The organism is Haliea salexigens DSM 19537, assembly GCF_000423125.1.
Classification (GTDB): Bacteria; Pseudomonadota; Gammaproteobacteria; order Pseudomonadales; family Halieaceae; genus Haliea; species Haliea salexigens.
In genome coordinates, this window is record NZ_AUHJ01000023.1 from 18,677 (window position 1) to 37,030 (window position 18,354).

Annotated in this window: 13 protein-coding genes and 1 pseudogene; 11 read left to right on the plus strand and 3 right to left on the minus strand. The window is 58.3% G+C overall.

The genetic code is table 11. The annotated features are described in order from the left end of the window. The first annotated feature begins 202 nt into the window (after positions 1-202). From G533_RS22610 to G533_RS22620, 11 genes and pseudogenes are all read left to right on the plus strand, one after another. The gene (locus tag G533_RS22610; RefSeq protein ID WP_035528815.1) at positions 203-1,708 is read left to right on the plus strand and encodes an aldehyde dehydrogenase family protein; all 1,506 of its coding nucleotides are present in this window, start codon (positions 203-205) and stop codon (positions 1,706-1,708) included. A 35-nt stretch (positions 1,709-1,743) separates the two neighbouring features. Next, on the plus strand, positions 1,744-2,940 hold the full coding sequence (locus G533_RS0117335; protein WP_027951045.1) for an iron-containing alcohol dehydrogenase: 1,197 nt from the start codon (positions 1,744-1,746) through the stop codon (positions 2,938-2,940). A gap of 12 nt (positions 2,941-2,952) precedes the next feature. Then, entirely contained in the window at positions 2,953-4,527 is a 1,575-nt protein-coding gene (locus G533_RS0117340; RefSeq protein ID WP_027951046.1) for a class I adenylate-forming enzyme family protein, read from the plus strand. Positions 4,528-4,536: 9 nt separating this feature from the next. Then, the gene (locus G533_RS22615; protein WP_035528818.1) at positions 4,537-6,090 is read left to right on the plus strand and encodes a wax ester/triacylglycerol synthase family O-acyltransferase; all 1,554 of its coding nucleotides are present in this window, start codon (positions 4,537-4,539) and stop codon (positions 6,088-6,090) included. Between the two features lie 130 nt (positions 6,091-6,220). Then, positions 6,221-8,659 carry a TonB-dependent receptor gene (locus G533_RS0117350; RefSeq protein WP_027951047.1) on the plus strand — a complete coding sequence of 813 codons (2,439 nt, stop codon included), beginning with the start codon at positions 6,221-6,223 and terminating at the stop codon, positions 8,657-8,659. A gap of 259 nt (positions 8,660-8,918) precedes the next feature. Continuing rightward, entirely contained in the window at positions 8,919-9,707 is a 789-nt protein-coding gene (locus tag G533_RS0117355; RefSeq protein ID WP_027951048.1) for an enoyl-CoA hydratase/isomerase family protein, read from the plus strand. Positions 9,708-9,721: 14 nt separating this feature from the next. Continuing rightward, on the plus strand, positions 9,722-10,963 hold the full coding sequence (locus G533_RS0117360; RefSeq protein WP_027951049.1) for a thiolase family protein: 1,242 nt from the start codon (positions 9,722-9,724) through the stop codon (positions 10,961-10,963). Positions 10,964-10,977: 14 nt separating this feature from the next. Beyond that, positions 10,978-12,123, plus strand: a complete 1,146-nt coding sequence (locus G533_RS0117365) for an acyl-CoA dehydrogenase family protein (protein WP_027951050.1) — start codon at positions 10,978-10,980, stop codon at positions 12,121-12,123. Positions 12,124-12,145: 22 nt separating this feature from the next. Beyond that, positions 12,146-12,922: an SDR family NAD(P)-dependent oxidoreductase gene (locus G533_RS0117370; RefSeq protein ID WP_027951051.1), complete on the plus strand. Its 777-nt coding sequence runs from the start codon at positions 12,146-12,148 to the stop codon at positions 12,920-12,922. Positions 12,923-12,953: 31 nt separating this feature from the next. Beyond that, positions 12,954-14,054, plus strand: coding sequence for a CaiB/BaiF CoA transferase family protein (locus G533_RS0117375; protein WP_027951052.1), 1,101 nt, complete (start codon positions 12,954-12,956; stop codon positions 14,052-14,054). Between the two features lie 155 nt (positions 14,055-14,209). Next, a pseudogene (locus G533_RS22620) lies at positions 14,210-15,738 on the plus strand (arylsulfatase). Between the two features lie 57 nt (positions 15,739-15,795). Here the strand turns inward: G533_RS22620 and G533_RS0117385 are convergent. From G533_RS0117385 to G533_RS0117395, 3 genes are all read right to left on the minus strand, one after another. Next, positions 15,796-16,584, minus strand: a complete 789-nt coding sequence (locus G533_RS0117385) for an enoyl-CoA hydratase/isomerase family protein (RefSeq protein ID WP_027951053.1) — start codon at positions 16,582-16,584, stop codon at positions 15,796-15,798. 18 nt (positions 16,585-16,602) lie between these two features. Beyond that, positions 16,603-17,847 carry an alpha/beta hydrolase gene (locus G533_RS22625; RefSeq protein WP_144079932.1) on the minus strand — a complete coding sequence of 415 codons (1,245 nt, stop codon included), beginning with the start codon at positions 17,845-17,847 and terminating at the stop codon, positions 16,603-16,605. A gap of 254 nt (positions 17,848-18,101) precedes the next feature. Beyond that, the coding region (locus G533_RS0117395) for a Tn3 family transposase (RefSeq protein ID WP_027951054.1) at positions 18,102-18,354 on the minus strand (253 nt) is incomplete at its 5' end.

Consider the following 18,354-nt stretch of genomic DNA (forward strand, 5'->3'; position numbering starts at 1 on the left):
CACCGCACACTGCAGGATAACAACTTGAAAAAAAAAGAAAAAGACCTTTTGTTCAGAGCCTGGTTCGGCACAGGGGGAGGTATAACAGGTGGCACGCTCTGACAGTTTTACCGGGTTATTTGTTTTTAGGGCCAAGTAGTGTGTCCGGCTTGGGTTTAGCCTACACAACGAATAACACACCAATCTCCAGAGAGAGGTCTACGTGAGCATCCCCACCCAGAACCACATCATTAACGGAGAGTTTGTTTCTCCTTCTTCCGGCCAGTATTTAGATCTCATTGATCCCGTTATGGGGCAGGTGATCGGCAAGGCCGCCGCCGGTAACAGTGCAGATGTCGATAGGGCTGTGGCAGCGGCAAGCGAGGCATTCAAGAGCTGGAAAAATACCGCTACCAGTGAAAGGGCCAATATCATTGCCCGTATGGCGCTGGTGCTGGGGGCCAATATGGAGGAATTGCTGGGCCTTGAAGCCAAGTGTACCGGGCTGTCGGTGACCCGTCTGCAGGGTTTTGATATCCCCGCAGTGATGCAGTTTGTGCAGATATTCTCGGAGAACCTGGAGAGCTATCCATTCGTCGAGTACCCCCCGGTGCGTGCTGTACCCGAAGCCCACGATGTGAAAATCGTCAAGCAGCCCCTTGGGGTTTGCGGCCTGATTACCGCCTGGAACGGCCCCCTGTTCCTGGCCTTCCTGAAAATGCTGCCGGCGATTGCCGCGGGCAATACTGTGATCATCAAGCCTGCCGAGACTGCGTCTCTGGCGGTAGTTCGGGCAATGGAGCTGATACAGGACCTGCTGCCCCCGGGTGTCGTCAACGTGGTGACTGGGCTTGGGCCGGACGTGGGAGCCGCCCTGTCTTCCCACCCGGGGATTGCCAAGATTTCTTTCACCGGCTCTGGTCGCACCGGTGCCATGATCCAGAAAGAAGCCGCCGATACCATGAAGCGGGTGACCCTGGAACTGGGCGGCAAGGGCCCCGGCGTCGTACTGCCTGATGCGCCGATTGAACTGACGGCCAGGGGGGCGACCTACGGCTTCCTGCTGGGCTCGGGGCAGATCTGCATATCCGGCACCCGTCTGTTTGTTCACGAGTCCATACACGATGAACTGGTGGCGCGCATGGCGGAACTGGCCGGTAAGATGAAGGCCGGCAGCCAGTTCGACCCGGCAACCACCCTGGGCCCCATGGCCTATCGAGCGCACTACGAGCGAGTGCTGGGTTATATCGAATCCGGTAAGGCCGAAGGCGCCCAAGTCGCCTGTGGTGGCGGGCCGCTGTCGGTAGAAGAGTTCCCCGACTCAATGTTCGTACAGCCCACCATCTTCACTGATGTTACCCCCGATATGAAAATCTACAACGAGGAGATCTTTGGCCCGGTGCTATCGGTTATCAAGTACAGCGATGTCGAAGACGCCATCGATATGGCCAACGACAGTTGTTATGGGCTGTCCGCAGGTGTCTGGACCGGTGACCCCATTGCCGCCCAGTCCGTCAGTCACCGCCTGGAAGCGGGCACCGTGTGGGTCAACGATTGGCATGCCATCAGCGGTGATATGTCCTTCGGCGGTATCAAGCAGAGTGGTTACGGACGGGAGATCAATATCGCGTCCATGGAAGGCTACCTGGAAACCAAAAACTATGTGACCAGTTTCGAGACTGACCCGAATGCCAAGGCCATGTATGGCCTGGTGCATCGCAGCGTCTGAGTAAACCGGTCGATCACCCTGAGAGGATAAAAACGATGTCCAGCACTGGCGCATTTCAATACTGGCAGCGGAGCATGATCCACGCGGGTCCCGGCACTGTCATTCGCCTGCCCGGCCTGTTCAGCGGCCTGGGTAGTAAAAACGTTCTCCTGGTCAGTGACCAGGGCCTGAAAGATGTGGGAATTGTCGACAAGGTCGCGGCCCTGTTTGACGAGCAACGCGGTCCTGGCGGAGTTCGCCTGGCGAGCGTGTTTACCGATACCGCACCGGATGCGGAATCCGGTTGTATCGACGAGTGTCTGAAGATGGCGCGGGCTACCGGCGCCGATGGCCTGCTGGCCGTGGGTGGCGGTAGCGTACTCGACTCGGTGAAGTTGGTAAAGCTCGCCATGTACTCCGGGGTAGACAGCGTGGCCCAGTTGTTGAAGTCGCCGGTGAAGATGATGCACTGGCCGGAAGTGCAGTATATGGGCGTACCGCATATCTCGGTGCCCACTACTGCCGGTACCGGCGCTGAAGTGACCAACGGTGCTGTGATTTACAACAAGGATCTGGGCATCAAGCACCTGATCGTAAGCCACTACCTGGAGTCGGATATCGCGGTACTGGATGCGCACATGACCACCGGCCTGCCGCCCATGCTGACCGCCGCCACCGGTATGGACGCCCTGACTCACGCTGTAGAGATTATGGGACATCCGAACACGGGGGATTTCACCCTGGCCCACGCTGAGACCAGCGCGAAGATCATCCTGGAGAACCTGCCCAAAGTGGTAGCCGATGGTTCGAACCTGCTGGCGCGCCAGGCCATGCTCAATGCCAGCGCCATGGCCTGCAGCGCGGTAGTGAACGATTTTGGGGCTGTGCCGGTGCACAATTTTGCTCACGCCTTTGGTGCGGCCTGTCATATCCACCACGGCGAGGCGAACGGTGTACTACTGCCCATCGTGATGGAGGAGTTCGCTGACTTCTACGTGCCGGTTGCCGATCGCCTGAAGGGCGTGTTCGGCGTTGAGGGCGAGGGTCGAGACGCTGTCCTGGCCTGCGCAGCTGCAATCAGCGGCTTGCTCGAAGCGACGGGGCATCCCCGCGACTTCGCCCGCCACGACATCCCTGAATCGAAGCTGCCTGAAATCGCCGCGGCGATCGCCGGCGATCCCATCGCGGCGTTCCTGCCGCTGCCCATGGACCTTATAGAAACGGTGTGCCGCCGGGTCTGCGGCTGGTCATAGGGAAAGGTTGCCATGAGAATGAATTTCAGCACTGTTAGTCAGCGTCTCGCGGATGCCTTCGCAGATCGTGAAGCCCTGGTAAATATCGAGCGCCAGCGGCGCTATACCTTCCGGGAGTATCATCTGCTGACCAATCGCATCGTTAACATGATGCGCCACAAATTGGACCTGCAGCGCGGCGACAACGCGGTGGTGATCCTGGATAACGACAATGCGTCCCTGATTCACTGGTTCACCGCGGTAAAAGCCGGCACGGCCCTGTGTTATACCAATTACCGCGACAGCCTGGACGACCACACCTACCAGGTCGATACGGTCAACGCCAAGGTGGTGTTCATCGAAGCCGACCTGCTAAAAAGCCACTACGAGATGCTGCGCGAGCGCCAGGTCACCATTGTGGCGATGGATACGCCGGAAAAAGAGTACTCTGGCGTGCACCTGTTCTGGGAGTTGCTGGAGCAGGTGGACGACAGCAACCCCAACGTGGTGATCGACGACCGCGAGGACGTGGTGATCATGCGCTTCACTGGCGGCACCACCGGTCGCGGCAAGTGCGCCATGTACACAGCGGACACCTACCTGGCATGTCGCGACTCCTACTGGGCCCTGCCGGATCCGGCCTGGACCCCCGAGACCCGCTTTATCCACCTAGCGCCGATCACCCACGGCAGCGGCATGATGTTTGCGCCGACCCAGTTCAAGGGCGGTTGTACCGTGACCATGAATGTGCCCGATCTGGATGCCTGGTGTGACAATATCGCCGCCGAGCGGATCACTAACGGTTTCGCCGTGCCGACCCTGCTGTACCGCCTGCTGGATATGGACGAGAAGGGTCGGGCGCGGTTCAAGACAATTGAAAACATGTACTACGGTGCTGCCCCCATGAGCCCGTCCAAGCTGGCGGAACTGCAGGCGGCCTTTGGTAACAACTTCATTCAGGTCTATGGCTCCACCGAGCACTTTGGTGTGGCCCTGTCCATGAGCAAAGCCGACCACCTGGTGGAGGACGGCGATGATTCGCACCTGGCCTCCGCCGGCCGGCCTTCGCCTTTCACCGAGCTTGAGATCATGGACGACGACGGCAACCCGGTGCCGCGGGGAGAGACCGGCGAGATCTGGCTGCGTTCCCGCGCCATTGTGCCGGGCTACTTCGGCAATCCGGAGCAGACCGCTTCTGAGTTCCAGGATGGCTTCTGGAAGTCTGGCGACATTGGCAGGATCGACGAGCGTGGCTTCTTCCATATTGTCGATCGCAAGAAAGACATGATTATCAGTGGCGGCTTCAATATCTACGCCAACGAAGTGGAATCCGCGCTTAACAGCCACCCGGCGGTGCTGATGTCCGCGGTGGTCGGTGTGCCTCATGAGGAGTGGGGCGAATCGGTGCACGCCGAGGTCATGCTCAAGGAAGGCGCCGAGGTTGAAGAGGCGGAACTTATCCAGCACGTACGCAACGAGTTGGGCGGATACAAGACGCCCAAATCCGTTGAAATCGTAGAGGAGATACCCACCAGCGTGGTGGGCAAGGTGCTGCGCCGGCAGGTGCGCCAGAAATACTGGGAGGAGGCCGGCCGCAAGGTCGGGTGAGTCCAGCACATGAGCAAACTCAAGCAACTGTCGGGGCTCGATGCCTCCTTCATCTATCTGGACACGGACCGCGCCAGTACCGGCGGCACCATGATCTATGTATACGACCAGTCCACAATTCCCGGCGGTGGCCACCTGCGCTTCAAGGAAATCCTCAAACACATCGAATCGCGCACCGCCACCTCGCCGATCTTCCGCCAGAAGCTCAAGCAGGTGCCGATGTCCCTGGACTATCCCTACTGGGTGGAAGATGAGAATTTCCGCATCGAGAACCACGTGTTCCACGTTGCCCTGCCCAAGCCCGGCGACTGGCGGCAGTTCTGTATCATGGCCTCGCGCCTGACCACCCCCCATTTCGATTTCAATCGCCCTCTGTGGGAGATGTACGTGGTTGAGGGGCTGGACAATATCGACTGGCTGCCCAAGGGCAGCTTCGCCATCCTCACCCGCATGCATCACGCGGCCGTAGACGGCACCGCGGCGGCGCAACTGACCTGGGCCCTGCACGACCTCGATGCCCGGGGTAAGAAGCCGGGGCTGGGCGGAGAGCATGAGACCGAGGGTGTTCGCGCCCCCAGCCAGTTTGAGATGGCCACCCGTGCCTGGTGGAACAATGCGACCTCGCCGATGCGTCTTGCCAGACCCCTGTCCCGCCTGCTGCCCAAGGTGGGTGGCAGGTTGCGCAAGGAGGTGCAGAAACGCACTGTGGCCAGGGTCGAAGAACACAATTCTGGAACGAAGGTGCCGACGACCCGCTTCGACGGCCGGGTTTCTCCCTTTCGGGTGTTTACCACCTCACGCTTCCAACTGGACGAGCTCAAGGGCATTCGCAAGGCCGTGGAAGGCAGCACCATCAACGATGTGGTGACGACAATTATATCCGGTGCCCTGCGCCGCTACCTGGACCACAACGGTGAATTGCCCCGGGACACCATGGTGGCGATGATGCCGGTCAACACCCGGTCCGGGCCCGATGCCGAGCCTGGCGCCAACAACATCACCTTCATGGGGGCCGCTATCGGTTCCGATATTGCGGACCCGAAAGAACGTCTCGCCTATGTGACCGAACAGACTGCTCGCTCCAAGAGTATCGTCAACGCCATTGGCGCCAGTGACCTGACGGACCTCAACAAGCATATTCCCGCTTCTTTGCTGGCGGCCACAGGGAAGCTGATTTCCCGTATTGGTCTCGATGCGGGTGGCACCGGTAAGCGCTTGTTTAATATGGCAATTTCCAATGTGCCTGGGCCGAGCGTGCCGCTGTACCTCCAGGGCGCGAAGCTGAAGTTCTGGTCCATTGTGGCGCCCTGTACCGACGGCATGGGAGCGGTATTCGCGATCACCAGTTACGACCGGGAGATCTATATCTGCCCGACGGCCTGCCGCGAGATTGTGCCGGACCCGGAATTCCTGGCCCAGTGTCTGGAAGAGAGCTATGCGGAATTGCTGGCGGCCACTGGGGCCAAACCAAAGCGTAAGCCGGCGAAACGCCCGCTAAAAAAGAAAACAACAGCTAAAAAGCCGGTGAGGAAGAACCCCGCAGGAAGAAAAGCGGCAAATTAACACGCGTTCCGGGCTGAATGGACAAATTTAATCATTATTCGGCCAAGAGCCGGACGTTTGTTTGCCATGTAATAACCCACAGTTCCATAACTATATAAAGCTCCATAACTATAGAAAGCAGAGGATCACAATGAATATCTCACTCAAAACCAAGCCCCTTGCGCTCGCAGTCGCCGCTTCCCAGGTTCTTCTCTACCAGTCACTGCCCACCCACGGCCAGGCCCTGGAAGAGGTGATGGTCACCGCCCGTAAGCGTACTGAGACCCTGATGGACGCTCCTGTGGCGGTCACCGCGGTATCCGGCCAGGCCATGGAGTCTCAGGGTATCTCCAACATGGAACAGCTTTCCGCCAAGGTACCTGGCCTGCAGATTGGCCGCGGCGCCCAGACCACGAATATTCGTATCCGCGGTGTCGGTTCGGGCATTAACAAGGGTTTTGAGCAGTCAGCGGGAATGTACATTGATGGTATCTACCAGTCCCGTAGCCGCCAGTTCACCCAGTCCCTGGTTGATCTGCAGCAGGTGGAAGTATTGCGTGGCCCCCAGGGCGTGCTATTCGGAAAAAACACTGTGGCTGGTGCTATTAAGGTGGAAACAGCCAACCCGGTAGTTGGCGATGAGTTCAACGGGTCCATCAAGGCCGCGTTTGAGCCTGAGCAGTCCACCACACGTTACACTGGCATCGTATCAGGCAGTCTGAGCGACAGTGTTGCGGCCCGCTTGGTGCTGCGCCAGGAAGACTCCGATGGTTACATGGATAACAGGTTCCGGGACACCGATGAGCAGGAAGAAACCAACAAGATGGCTCGCCTGACACTGGCCTGGGATGCAGCCGACAACCTGTCGATTGTTGCCAAGGCGTCACACGTGGATATGGAAAGTACCGGCAAGGAAATGAACGCCTATACGATTGATGACCGCCTGCCCCCGGCTAGCACTCTGGCCCTCTCTGCCGCACTTACTGGTGGTCAATTTGCGGCGGCCGATGCACCCGGAGGCGATGACTATGAAAGTTGGGTAGGCAACCTGCAGTGGGGCAGGGGTGATACCGAGGACACGACTTCGACCGCCTTCTCTGTGAAAATCGACTGGGATGTCGGTGACTACACGGTAACGTCCTTGACCGGCATATCTGACTTTGAATTCGAGCAGTACCATGATGTGGACTTCCTGCCTCCCAACTTCATCGAGAATATCGACCAGGAAAAGCTGAACATGTTCAGCCAGGAAATCCGTGTTGCTACAAACTGGGATGGCCGGTTTAACTTTATCGCGGGTGTTTACTACGAGGACCAGGAGCTGGAATTGGACGAAGGTACTCACATCGATGGCACATTTGGCGGGCTAGTCCCCACCATTTTCGTGACACCGTTTGGTGAGACAGACACATCGTCCGGTCTGACCGATTTCGACCAGGACACCACGACAATGGCAATTTTCGGTGAAGTCACTTTCGACATCACCGATACCCTGAGCCTCGATCTTGGCGGGCGTTACTCGGAAGATGAGAAGGAAATGACCAAGCTGGTTACCATCGGCCAGGGCGCACCAGGGCAAGTAAACGATATAGTGACTCCTGACATTACTGCCGGGTCCGCAGATCTTATTGAATACCTGACCAATGTCATGGTGGCTACTGGCGATGCCGGTGCGACAGCTGCGGCCGCGGCACATGCCGGCAGCCTGGATCGATACGCTGCCTATTTTGAAGACGAGCGTGATGAAAGTCATTTTGACCCCTCTGCTCGCCTGCGCTGGGAATACAGTGACACCGGAATGGCATACCTTTCGTATTCGGAAGGTTACAAGTCTGGCGGCTTCAATTTCAGCCCGGATACAGCGAATCCCGATGGCTCGTCTCGACCCGGTCACGAGTTTGAAGACGAAGCCGTGACTGCCTGGGAGTTGGGTGTAAAACAGGACTTCATGGATGGCCGTGCGCGCGTCGCGACAGCCATTTACAGATCTGAGCTGGAAGATCTGCAGGTTACTTCTTGGGGTGGCACAAGTTTTGTCGTAGGCAACGCGGCGGAGCTGACCGTCCAGGGTATCGAGATCGAAGCGCAGTTCGCCGCTACCGATGCACTGGAAATCGGCGGCAGCTATGCCTACCTCGATCACGAGTTCGATTCGTATCCGGGGGCGGGTTGTTCCGTTGTCGAGATTGGCCTGGGTACCTGCCCGAACTCCTCTGGTGAGGGTACAAAGGATCTGTCCGGCGAGCGCGGGGCGTTCGCACCGGAGCACAGTGCCTCGCTCTACCTGGACTACAATCACGCATTTGATTGGGCGGAATTCAATTTCCATGTCGATGTCAATTACAAGGATGAATTCTTCCTGGATGGCGACCTCGATGAAAATGTGCTGCAGGATTCCTACACCAAGGTCGATGCCAGTATCTCCCTGATGTCCCTGGAAGGTACCTGGGAAGTTGTCCTTTACGGCCGTAACTTGACTGACGAGACCACTTATACCGCCTCGGTTGATGCTCCCTTGAGCCCAGGAGTTTATATTGGCTGGGTTGAGGAACCCCGCGTCTACGGAATATCTGCAGCATACAATTTCTGATAGTCCCTTTGCGGCGCTTGATGCCGGCACCCTGCCTGGTATCAAGCGCTGTTTTTTTTATTTCTTCCCCGATTCGCCCGAATCGACTCTCAAAGCCCCCGTTAACAATTATCATCCAGACAAGTATTTAAGCTCTGATGACAAGGGGCTTACAGCCGCCTGCGCTTATAGTATTCCCAGAACACGGGAGTGAATACCCAGCGCGGGTTTCCGCTAACAATATCGGTCCACAGATGGATCAGTGTCAGGAGTTTTTCTAATGAGTGAAGCTGCCCTTCTATTCGAAAACAGGGATGGAGTAGCCTGGTTGACCATGAACCGGCCCGAGGCCATGAATTCCATCAGCCTGGAAATGATTACCCTGTACGAGGAGTACCTGGAACAGATTCTGGGGGATGAGTGTATCAAGGTTGTTGTCATCAGCGGTGCGGGCAAGGCTTTCTGCGCCGGCGCTGACTTGAAGCAGGTATTGGATAGCCTCGACGTCCCACCCGGTAAGCCTGATTTCCTCGATCGCCTGTGCGACAGGGTTTTGAACCCGCTGCGCGATTTCCCCAAGCCGGTGATTGCCGCCCTCAACGGTATCACCATGGCAGGTGGCCTGGAGACCGCCATGTGCGCCGATCTCGTCGTGGCCGCTGAGAGTGCCAGGATAGGCGACGCTCACGCCAACTTCGGTGTCTACCCGGGGGCGGGGGGAGCAGCAGTACTGCCGCGTATCGTTCCCCACAACGTGGCTAAGTACCTACTGTTTACCGGCAGAACTCTTTCCGCACAGGAGATGAAAAACTACGGCTTCGTCAATGAGGTGGTAGCCGACGGTGAGCTGCAGGAAGCCGCCCAGGCATTGGCCCTGCATATCGCTGAGAAGAGCCCCATCGCCCTGCGCCGGATGAAGTCCGTGGCTAATGCCGCCGCTGACAAGACCCGAGACGACGCGCTGCGGCACGAGATGTACGAATTCCGCAAGCACCAGCGCTCCTGGGATATGCAGGAAGGCCTGGCCGCCTTTGCCGAGAAACGCAAGCCACGGTTCCAGGGCCGCTAATAGGAGTAGAGAAAATGACAGATGTATATATCGCCGGCGTCGGCATGACCCCCTTCGGTCGGCATATGGACAAGAGCTACAAGGACCTGACCGCTGAGGCTGTACAGGGGGCCCTGACTGATGCGGGTGTAGACAAGGACGAGGTGGGCGAGGCCTTCTTCGCCTCCTGTGTCATCGGCTTTCTGCAGGACCAGCATATGGTGCCCGGCCAGGTGGCCCTGCGCTCCATGGGTTTTGAGGGCATCCCTATATTCAATGTTGAAGGCGCCTGCGCTTCCGCCACGTCCGGCCTTTACCTGGCTGCCCAGGCGATTCGCGCCGGCAGCTGCGATATCGCAATCGCGGTGGGTACGGAAAAAATGTTAACCGAGGACAAGGCGAAGATGTTCGCCGCGTTCGATTCCGCCTGGGATGTGACCACGGTTGAGGCCAACAAGGAGTACCTGCTCAAGATGGGGGAGGGGATTACCCTGCCGGAAGGCTCCCTGTCACCCAAGCCCTACAGCATGTTCATGGATGTGTACGCAGCCTTCTGCCGCCAGCATATGAAGACCTTCGGCACCACCCAGGAGCAGATCGCCGCGGTTTGCGCCAAGAACCACACCCACTCGGTGCACAATCCCCTGGCCCAGTACCAGAACCCTTACACCGTTGAAGAGGTGATGGCCGCACCGCCGATCACTTACCCCCTGACCCTGCCCATGTGCGCGCCCATCTCCGACGGCTCTGCCGCGGCGGTGCTGTGCAGTGCCGAGGGCCTCAAACGGCTCAGGGGCGATGCCTCCCGGGCGGTGAAGCTGCTCAGCTGCGTCTTCCGCTCCGGTATCAACCGCACGGCCGAGGAGTATGAAAAGCACATTACTGCGCTGGCGGCCGCAGAAGCCTACGAGAAGGCCGGCGTTTCCCCGGAGGATGTGAGCGTGGTGGAGGTGCACGACGCGACTGCCATGGGTGAGATCATCCAGGTGGAAAACCTGCGCCTGGTGCCCTGGGGGGAGGGCGGCCCCGCCGCCGCGCGCGGCGATTTCACTGTCGGCGGCCGGGTGCCGGTCAATCCCTCCGGCGGCCTGGAGTCAAAAGGGCACCCCATCGGCGCCACAGGCCTCGGCCAGATATTTGAGCTGGTAACCCAGCTGCGCGGCGAAGCCGGCGCGCGCCAGGTTGAAGGCGCGCGGATCGCAGTACAGGAAAACGGTGGTGGCCTCGTCGGCCTGGAAGAGGCAACGGCCGCGGTAAGCATACTCGCAAAGCAGTAGAGGAGAACAAAGCGATGAATTTCCAACGCAGTGAAGAACAGCAGATGATTATCGAGAATCTGCGCAAATACCTGGACTCGGAGATCGAGCCGGCCTTTCGCGAGCACGGCGAGGGCTTCATACCGCGGGAGAAAATGCAGGAGTGGACCCAGGGGCTGACCGAGTTCGGCTTGATCAAGGCGCCATTCGGTGAGGAGTGGGGCGGCTTTGGCATGGACTGGCTCACCCACCTGATGGTATTTGAGGAGATCGCCTACACCTCTCTGGATATCGCCATCCCCGGTTTTATCAACGCGGTCAATGCCGAGCTGTTAAGACAGCTGGCGCCCGAGGCCATCAAGGAGAATTACCTCGCGGACATCATCAACTGCGACAAGTTCATCGCCATGGGTATCTCTGAGCCGGACGTGGGTTCAGACGTGTCTGCAGTCAAGACGCGTGCGGTGCTCGATGGCGACCACTGGGTGATCAATGGCGAAAAGACCTGGATTACGAATGGCGAGTACTCAGACGTGTTCATCTGTACCTGTCGCACCGGTGAGAACGAGATCAGCCATATACTGATCGACCGTGAGGAGCATGGCTACGAGACGGTGGGAATTCCCAAGATGGCGTTGAACGGTCAGTCCACTTCGCAGGTTTTCATGTCTGATGTGCGGGTGCCGGTGGAGAACGTGGTGGGTGGCCGCGGTACCGGGCTCAAAAATACCCTGAAGATATTCGAATACGCTCGCTGCCACATGGCCATGTGGGGAATTGGCGTGGCGCGTCGCGCCATGGATGAGGCGATCAAGTACGCCCAGGAGCGCAAGCAGCACGGCAAGTTGATTGGCGGTCACCAGCTGATCGCCGACAAGCTCGCCACCATGGCCACCCAGATCGATGCCGCCCGGCTGCTGACCTACCGGGCCATGGATATGGTGATGCGCGGCGAGCGCGCGGACAAGGAGTGCGCCATGGCCAAGTGGTACGGCACCGAAATCGCGGTGACCGCGACGCGCGACGCGCTGGAAATTCACGGTGGTAACGGTGTGACCAAGGAATTCATCGTTGAGCGCCTGGCGCGGGAGGCTATTGTCGCGCCGATCCCCGATGGCACTACCGAAATCCAGAAGCTGTTAATCAGCCGGGCCCTGACCGGTTTGAATGCGTTCAGTTAAGTAAGGGAATTTGGAGGTTTTTGTGAAGCTGAAAAATAGAGTTTTGGTAATCACCGGCGGCGCCTCGGGTCTGGGCCAGGCCACCGCGCGTTATATGGTGAGCGAGAAGGGTGCAAAGGTTGCACTTCTGGACCTGAATGAGGCAGCCGGCACAGCGACAGTAGAAGAATTGGGCGAGGAAAATGCCATTTTCTGCCAGACCGATGTGACCTCCGAGGAGAGCATAGATGTCGCTATCGCAGCGATCATGGACAAGTTCGGCGCGATCCATATGAATGTTAACGCCGCTGGTATCCCGCTGCCCTGCAAGATCCTCGACCGGGAAGGCAAGGCCAGCAGCCTGGCAAAGTACGCTACGGTGATCAACGTAAACCTGATGGGCGTGTTTAACGTGATGGCCAAGTGCGCCGAGCAGATGGCCAGGAACGAGCCGGACGAGAACGGTGAGCGCGGTGTGATTGTGAACGTATCTTCCGGCGCAGCCTTTGAAGGCCAGATCGGCCAGAGCGCCTACAGTGGGTCCAAGGCGGGCGTGAATGGCATGAATATTCCCGCTGCCCGCGAACTCGGCCCCCTGGGTATCCGGGTGAATTCAATTGCCCCGGGACTGTTTGGAACACCTCTGGTGAAGGGGCTGGACCAGAAAGTGCAGGACTCACTGATCGCGATGTGCGAGGCGCCCAAGCGCATGGGCGAGGTGGATGAGTTCGCCCACGCCTGCGCCTTCCTAGCGGAGAATGGCTATATGAATGGCCGGGTCCTGCGCCTGGATGCTGCCACGGTGATGCAGGCCAGGTAGGCCATACAACCAACGCCTTGAGGAGAGAGACGTGGGACCGCTAGCCGGAATCAAAGTTTTAGAAATCGCCGGTATCGGGCCCTGCCCGATCGCCGGTATGATGCTGGCCGATCTGGGGGCGGAAGTCATCCTGGTTGAACGCGCAGCCGCTAACAAAAACGCGGCTGAGGTGGGTCAGAACGGCTTTTTCAACCGAGGCAAACAATCCATAGCTCTGGACCTGAAAGACCCGAAAGCGGTGGAAAGTGTGTTGCAGTTGGCGGAGCAGTCCGACGTGCTGATCGAGGGCTTTCGCCCCGGTGTAATGGAGCGGCTGGGGCTGGGGCCAGAGGTCGTGCATCAGCGAAAGGCCTCCCTGGTCTATGGTCGGATGACCGGCTGGGGGCAGGATGGCCCCCTGTCGCATGCGGCTGGACACGACCTGAATTACCTCGCCATCTCGGGGATTCTCCACTACGGCGGCCTGCCGGGCGATGCGCCTTATCCCACGCCCACAGTGCTGGGTGACATCGGTTCCGGTTCGAATATGTTGGTATTGGGCATCCTGGCAGCGCTGCTGCACGCGCAGCGCACCGGCGAGGGGCAGGTAATCGACGCAGCCATCTGCGACGGTGCCATCTATAACCAGACCCTGATCGCGGGCCTGCGAGGGGAGGGCGCAATCAGCGAGACCCCCAGTGAAACGTTCTTCGGCGGGGCATCACCCTGGTGCAACAGCTACCCCTGTTCGGACGGTCGCTACATTACGGTACAGGCCCTTGAACCCAATTTTTACCGAGAATTGATTGCCCTGTGCGGGTTTGAAGACGATCCTGACTTCGCCCGCCAGCACGACAAGAAGACCTGGCCTGCCGCCCGAGAAAAAATGGCGGTCCTGTTTGCCAGTAAACCCAGGTCACACTGGTGCGAATTGCTGTCGGGCACCGATGCCTGTTTCGCACCAGTACTGTCGCTGCCGGAAGCGGCGGAAGACGAGCACATCAGGGCACGCGAGTGCTTTGTTGCGGGTGAAGGCCTGTTGCAGCCAGCTCCTGCGCCGAAATTCAGTGCGACCCAGCAGGAGGTCGGTGATGTTCCGCGTTCCGGCGAACACACAGAGAGGATTCTGCGATCCCTTGGCAAGGCCGGCTGAAAAAAGGCGCTGTTTTTTTCATCGACTAGCGCACTTTGTCGATCCCCGGGCTATGCTGAGCAAGGTTGTGCTGGCCAGGAAGTGGCTGTACAATTTTTGTCTCAAAATGAGAGTGACAATTCGTCAAAGGAGTGAAATCAATGAAACTATTACGAATGTGCCTGGCCGCGATAGGGACCTTCCTGGCTGCAGGCCTGATGGCCACCGCAGGCCACGCTGCCGACAAGCCCAATATCCTGGTGATATGGGGCGATGACGTCGGTTGGTTCAATATCAGCGCCTATAACCACGGCATGATGGGGTATAAGACCCCCAATATCGACCGTATTGCCAATGAGGGGCCATGTTTACCGACTGGTACGGCCAGCAGAGCTGTACAGCCGGTCGCGCGGCGTTCATCACGGGCCAGTCCCCCATTCGTACCGGCCTGACCAAGGTTGGTCTGCCCGGCGCCAAAGAGGGCATGAGTGAGAAAGACCCGACCCTGGCGGGGCTGCTGAAAAACCACGGCTACGCCACAGGCCAGTTTGGTAAGAACCATCTGGGCGACCGGGATGAGCACCTGCCCACCAACCACGGTTTTGACGAGTTCTTCGGTAACCTCTACCACCTAAACGCCGAGGACGAGCCTGAGAATGTCGATTACCCCAAGGATCCGGAATTCCGCAAGAAGTTCGGTCCCAGGGGCGTGATCCACTCCTTTGCAGATGGCAAGGTTGAGGATACTGGCCCACTGAACATGAAGCGCATGGAAACCGTTGACTCAGAAGTCACCGCCAGCGCCCTCAAGTTCATTGAAAAAGCTCACAAGGACGGCAAGCCGTTTTTCGTCTGGTGGAACTCCACTCGTATGCATGTGTGGACCCGTCTTGCTCCCGAATCAGAGGGTGTAACCGGGCTGGGCATCTATCCCGACGGTATGGTCGAGCACGACGGCCATGTGGGCCAGTTGTTGGACAAACTGGATGAGTTGGGTATCGCCGACAATACCATCGTCATGTATTCCACCGACAATGGCGCTGAGGCCATGACCTGGCCCGACGGTGGTACCATTCCTTTCCGCGGCGAAAAGAACACTAACTGGGAAGGCGGTTACCGGGTGCCCATGGCCCTGCGCTGGCCCGGTGTAATCGAGCCGGGTACCGTCAACAATGAAATCGGCGCCCACGAGGATATGCTGCCCACCCTGATGGCCGGTGTAGGCGAAGCCGATATCAAGCAGAAACTGCTCAAGGGCCACCGCGCCATGAATCGCAAGTACAAGGTGCACCTGGACGGCTACAACCTCCTGCCGATGCTCAAGGGCGAGGAAGAGAAGAGTCCGCGCCATGACTTCCTTTACTGGACTGACGACGGAGATATCGCCGCCCTGCGCTACAACAACTGGAAGCTGGTGTTCATGGAGCAGCGCGGCCATGGTTTCGACGTGTGGCAGGAACCCTTCGTACCCCTGCGGTTCCCAAAGTTGTTCAACCTGCGCACCGACCCCTTCGAGCGCGCTGATCACGAGGGCATGGGTTACCAGCGCTGGCGCGCCGAGCGCATGTTTGTCCTGGCGCCGGCCCAGACCTATGTGATGAAGTGGCTGCAGTCCTTTGAGGATTTCCCTCCGAGGCAGAAGCCGGGCTCATTCAGCCTGAGCGATGTGATGGACGATCTGAGTACGACGGGGCCTAGCAACTAGATTCCGCTGGACAGCGTAAAACAGAAGGCCGTGCCCGGTTAAGCCGGTCAGGGCCTTTCAGCGCTTTGAGAAGTTTCCGGAACGCCGTTCGGACACTGCACTGATGCCTTCCCGGTGGTCTTCTGTCCTGGACAGGCGTTGCTGCTCAGAAAGCTCCCGCTGCAACTGTTTTTCCACCGCATCGGCGAGGCCCATGCGCAGGGTTGCGCGGGTGGATTCCACGGCCAGTGGCGCCGCCTCGGCGATTTCAGCCGCCAGTGCCAGGGCATCTGCCAACAAATCCTGCTCAGTGGACAGCATATCCCCAAGGCCCATGGCCATGGCCTGCTCTGGCCCCACGCGTTGCCCGGTGTACAGAATGCGCGCAGCGTTTTGCTCGCCGACGATGCGGGGGAGGGTGTGGCTGATGCCGAACCCGGCGTGTACCCCCAGTTTGACGAAGTTGGCGGCGAACCGGGTGTTTTCACAGATCACCCTGAAGTCGGCGGAGAGCGCCAGGCCCAGGCCGCCGCCGATGGCTGGGCCCTGTACCGCGGCAACCACGGGCTTTGATGCCCGGAACATACGCACCGCATTGCCATAGAGAGCGCCGGCGTTGCTGTCCTTGTCGTCGCTGAACAGGGTGCGCCCGGTGCCGGCTTTGAAATCGGCCCCGGCGGAAAAAGCTCTGCCCTGGGCGCAGAGGACGATAACCCGGCACTCATCAATAGTATCCAGGTACTCATAGGCATCGGCCAGGGAGCCCACCAACTCCGCATCGAAAAAGTTGTAGGGTGGCCGCTGCATTTCTACCAGAGTCACATGGCCCTTCGCGCGCAAGCCGATATCGCCGAACTTCTTCTTCATTGCTCCCTTCCCGCTATATTATTTGCCCTGTTGCGCACGTACCCACTCGAGGAACCTGTGTATACCATCGATAGTGTGCTCGGTACGCACAGAGCGAATTGTATCGTATGCATGCTCTGCGCCGGGCAGTTCCAGGTATACCACGGGATTTTTGGACACTTCAGCCAGTTTTTCACTGAAGACGCGCCCCTCGGTTACCAGACAGAGGCTATCGAAGCTGCCGTGAATAATCATGAACGGCGGTGCATCCGGATGAATGTCTGAAATCGGCGAGGCGAGTTCCCACAGGTCTGGGTTCTCCTCCGGTGATTCAAACAACACTTTTCCTCCCAGGAAGTCCTCCCACATTGCCTGGTTCTCGTGCTGGCCGTAGCGCGACAACAGGTCATAGAGGCCGTAGAAGGGTACGACAGCCTGCAGAGAGGTGTCGACATCAGGAGTGTCCTGCTGCAGTTCGGGCTTGTTGCAGGTCAGCCCCATCAGGGCAGTCAGGATGCCGCCGGCAGAGCCCCCGGTCACCGCGACAAAATTCGTATCCATGCCGTATTCGGCGCCGTTCTCCTTTATCCAGCAGAGTGCACGTTTACAGTCCTCAAGATGGGTAGGAAAGCCGACGCTTGGGCTCAGGCGATAGTTGATGGAGACGCCGATCCACCCACGGGACGCCAAGGTGTGCAGCAGGGGCTGTGCTTGCTGGTCCTTGTTTCCCCAGAGAAAACCACCCCCGTGAATTTGCAGCAATACGGGTAGTGAATTTTCGGGCAGGTTGCGAGGGCGATATATGTTCAACTGCTGTCGGATTCCGCCGGGGGCGTAGGGAATGTCTCTAATAACCTCGACATCATTCCGGGCGAATCTAATCGGGTTACACCAGTCGGAAAAATGTACCTGCTCGCGAAAGGTTTCGCGGCTTGCCTCGGGAATATCGTCACGATAAGTGTCTCCCAATGACTTACACAAGGCATCTTCAACGATCACTTCGGTGCCTGCGGCTTTCCAGATATTCCAGGCCAGTCCGGGCCAGGTCATCAGCAGTACTGCCAAGGCCAGGGGGCCGAGGGCACTTTCAAGTGCGCCCCCCCACGCCAGCAGTGCTGTAATGGATATTTGCATCGGAAGCCAGATCCAGGACAGTTCGGTGGCTGGCAGGGCGAAGGCGAAGATTCCGAAGGGTACGGACTTGCGTGGCACGATCCTGGGCGAAAAGACCAGTACCGTTGAGATCAGGTTAAACAGAGCAAGCAATGAGAGAAGCCAACTCAAGATTACGTCTCCTACTTCATATTACAGACACGATGGTTATTTGTTGGCTCCCAGTAGGGTCTGGGGTCCGCCACGGCCCAACTCAACGAGCCTTGTATCCTGCTTAGCTTAACGTAAATCATGCAGTGCTCGGGGTGTTAAGGCTGTAGGGGCAATAGATATGTTTGTTTAGCAATATGGGGTACTAGGGATTTTCCGTCCAAAAACGACAAGAATCGCTGAAAGCCCCGCCATCCGAGGCCTCCCAGGGGGTATTACTTTTCCCGAACCGGTAAATATCCCTCGATTGTGCGCATCAGTTCCTCCAGATCCGGTAGTTTTTCACTCATTTCGAAGGTATAGATACCCTTCAAGTTGATGTTATACCAAGCCACTGGAGAAGCCTGTTTGACAATCTGTATTCGCTTATCGTCATTCTGATATTCGAAGCTCGTCAGCAGCTGGCTGAGTATGCTGGAATTGAAGTAAATAATGGCGTTGGTGACCAAGCGCGCGCATTCGTTCCAT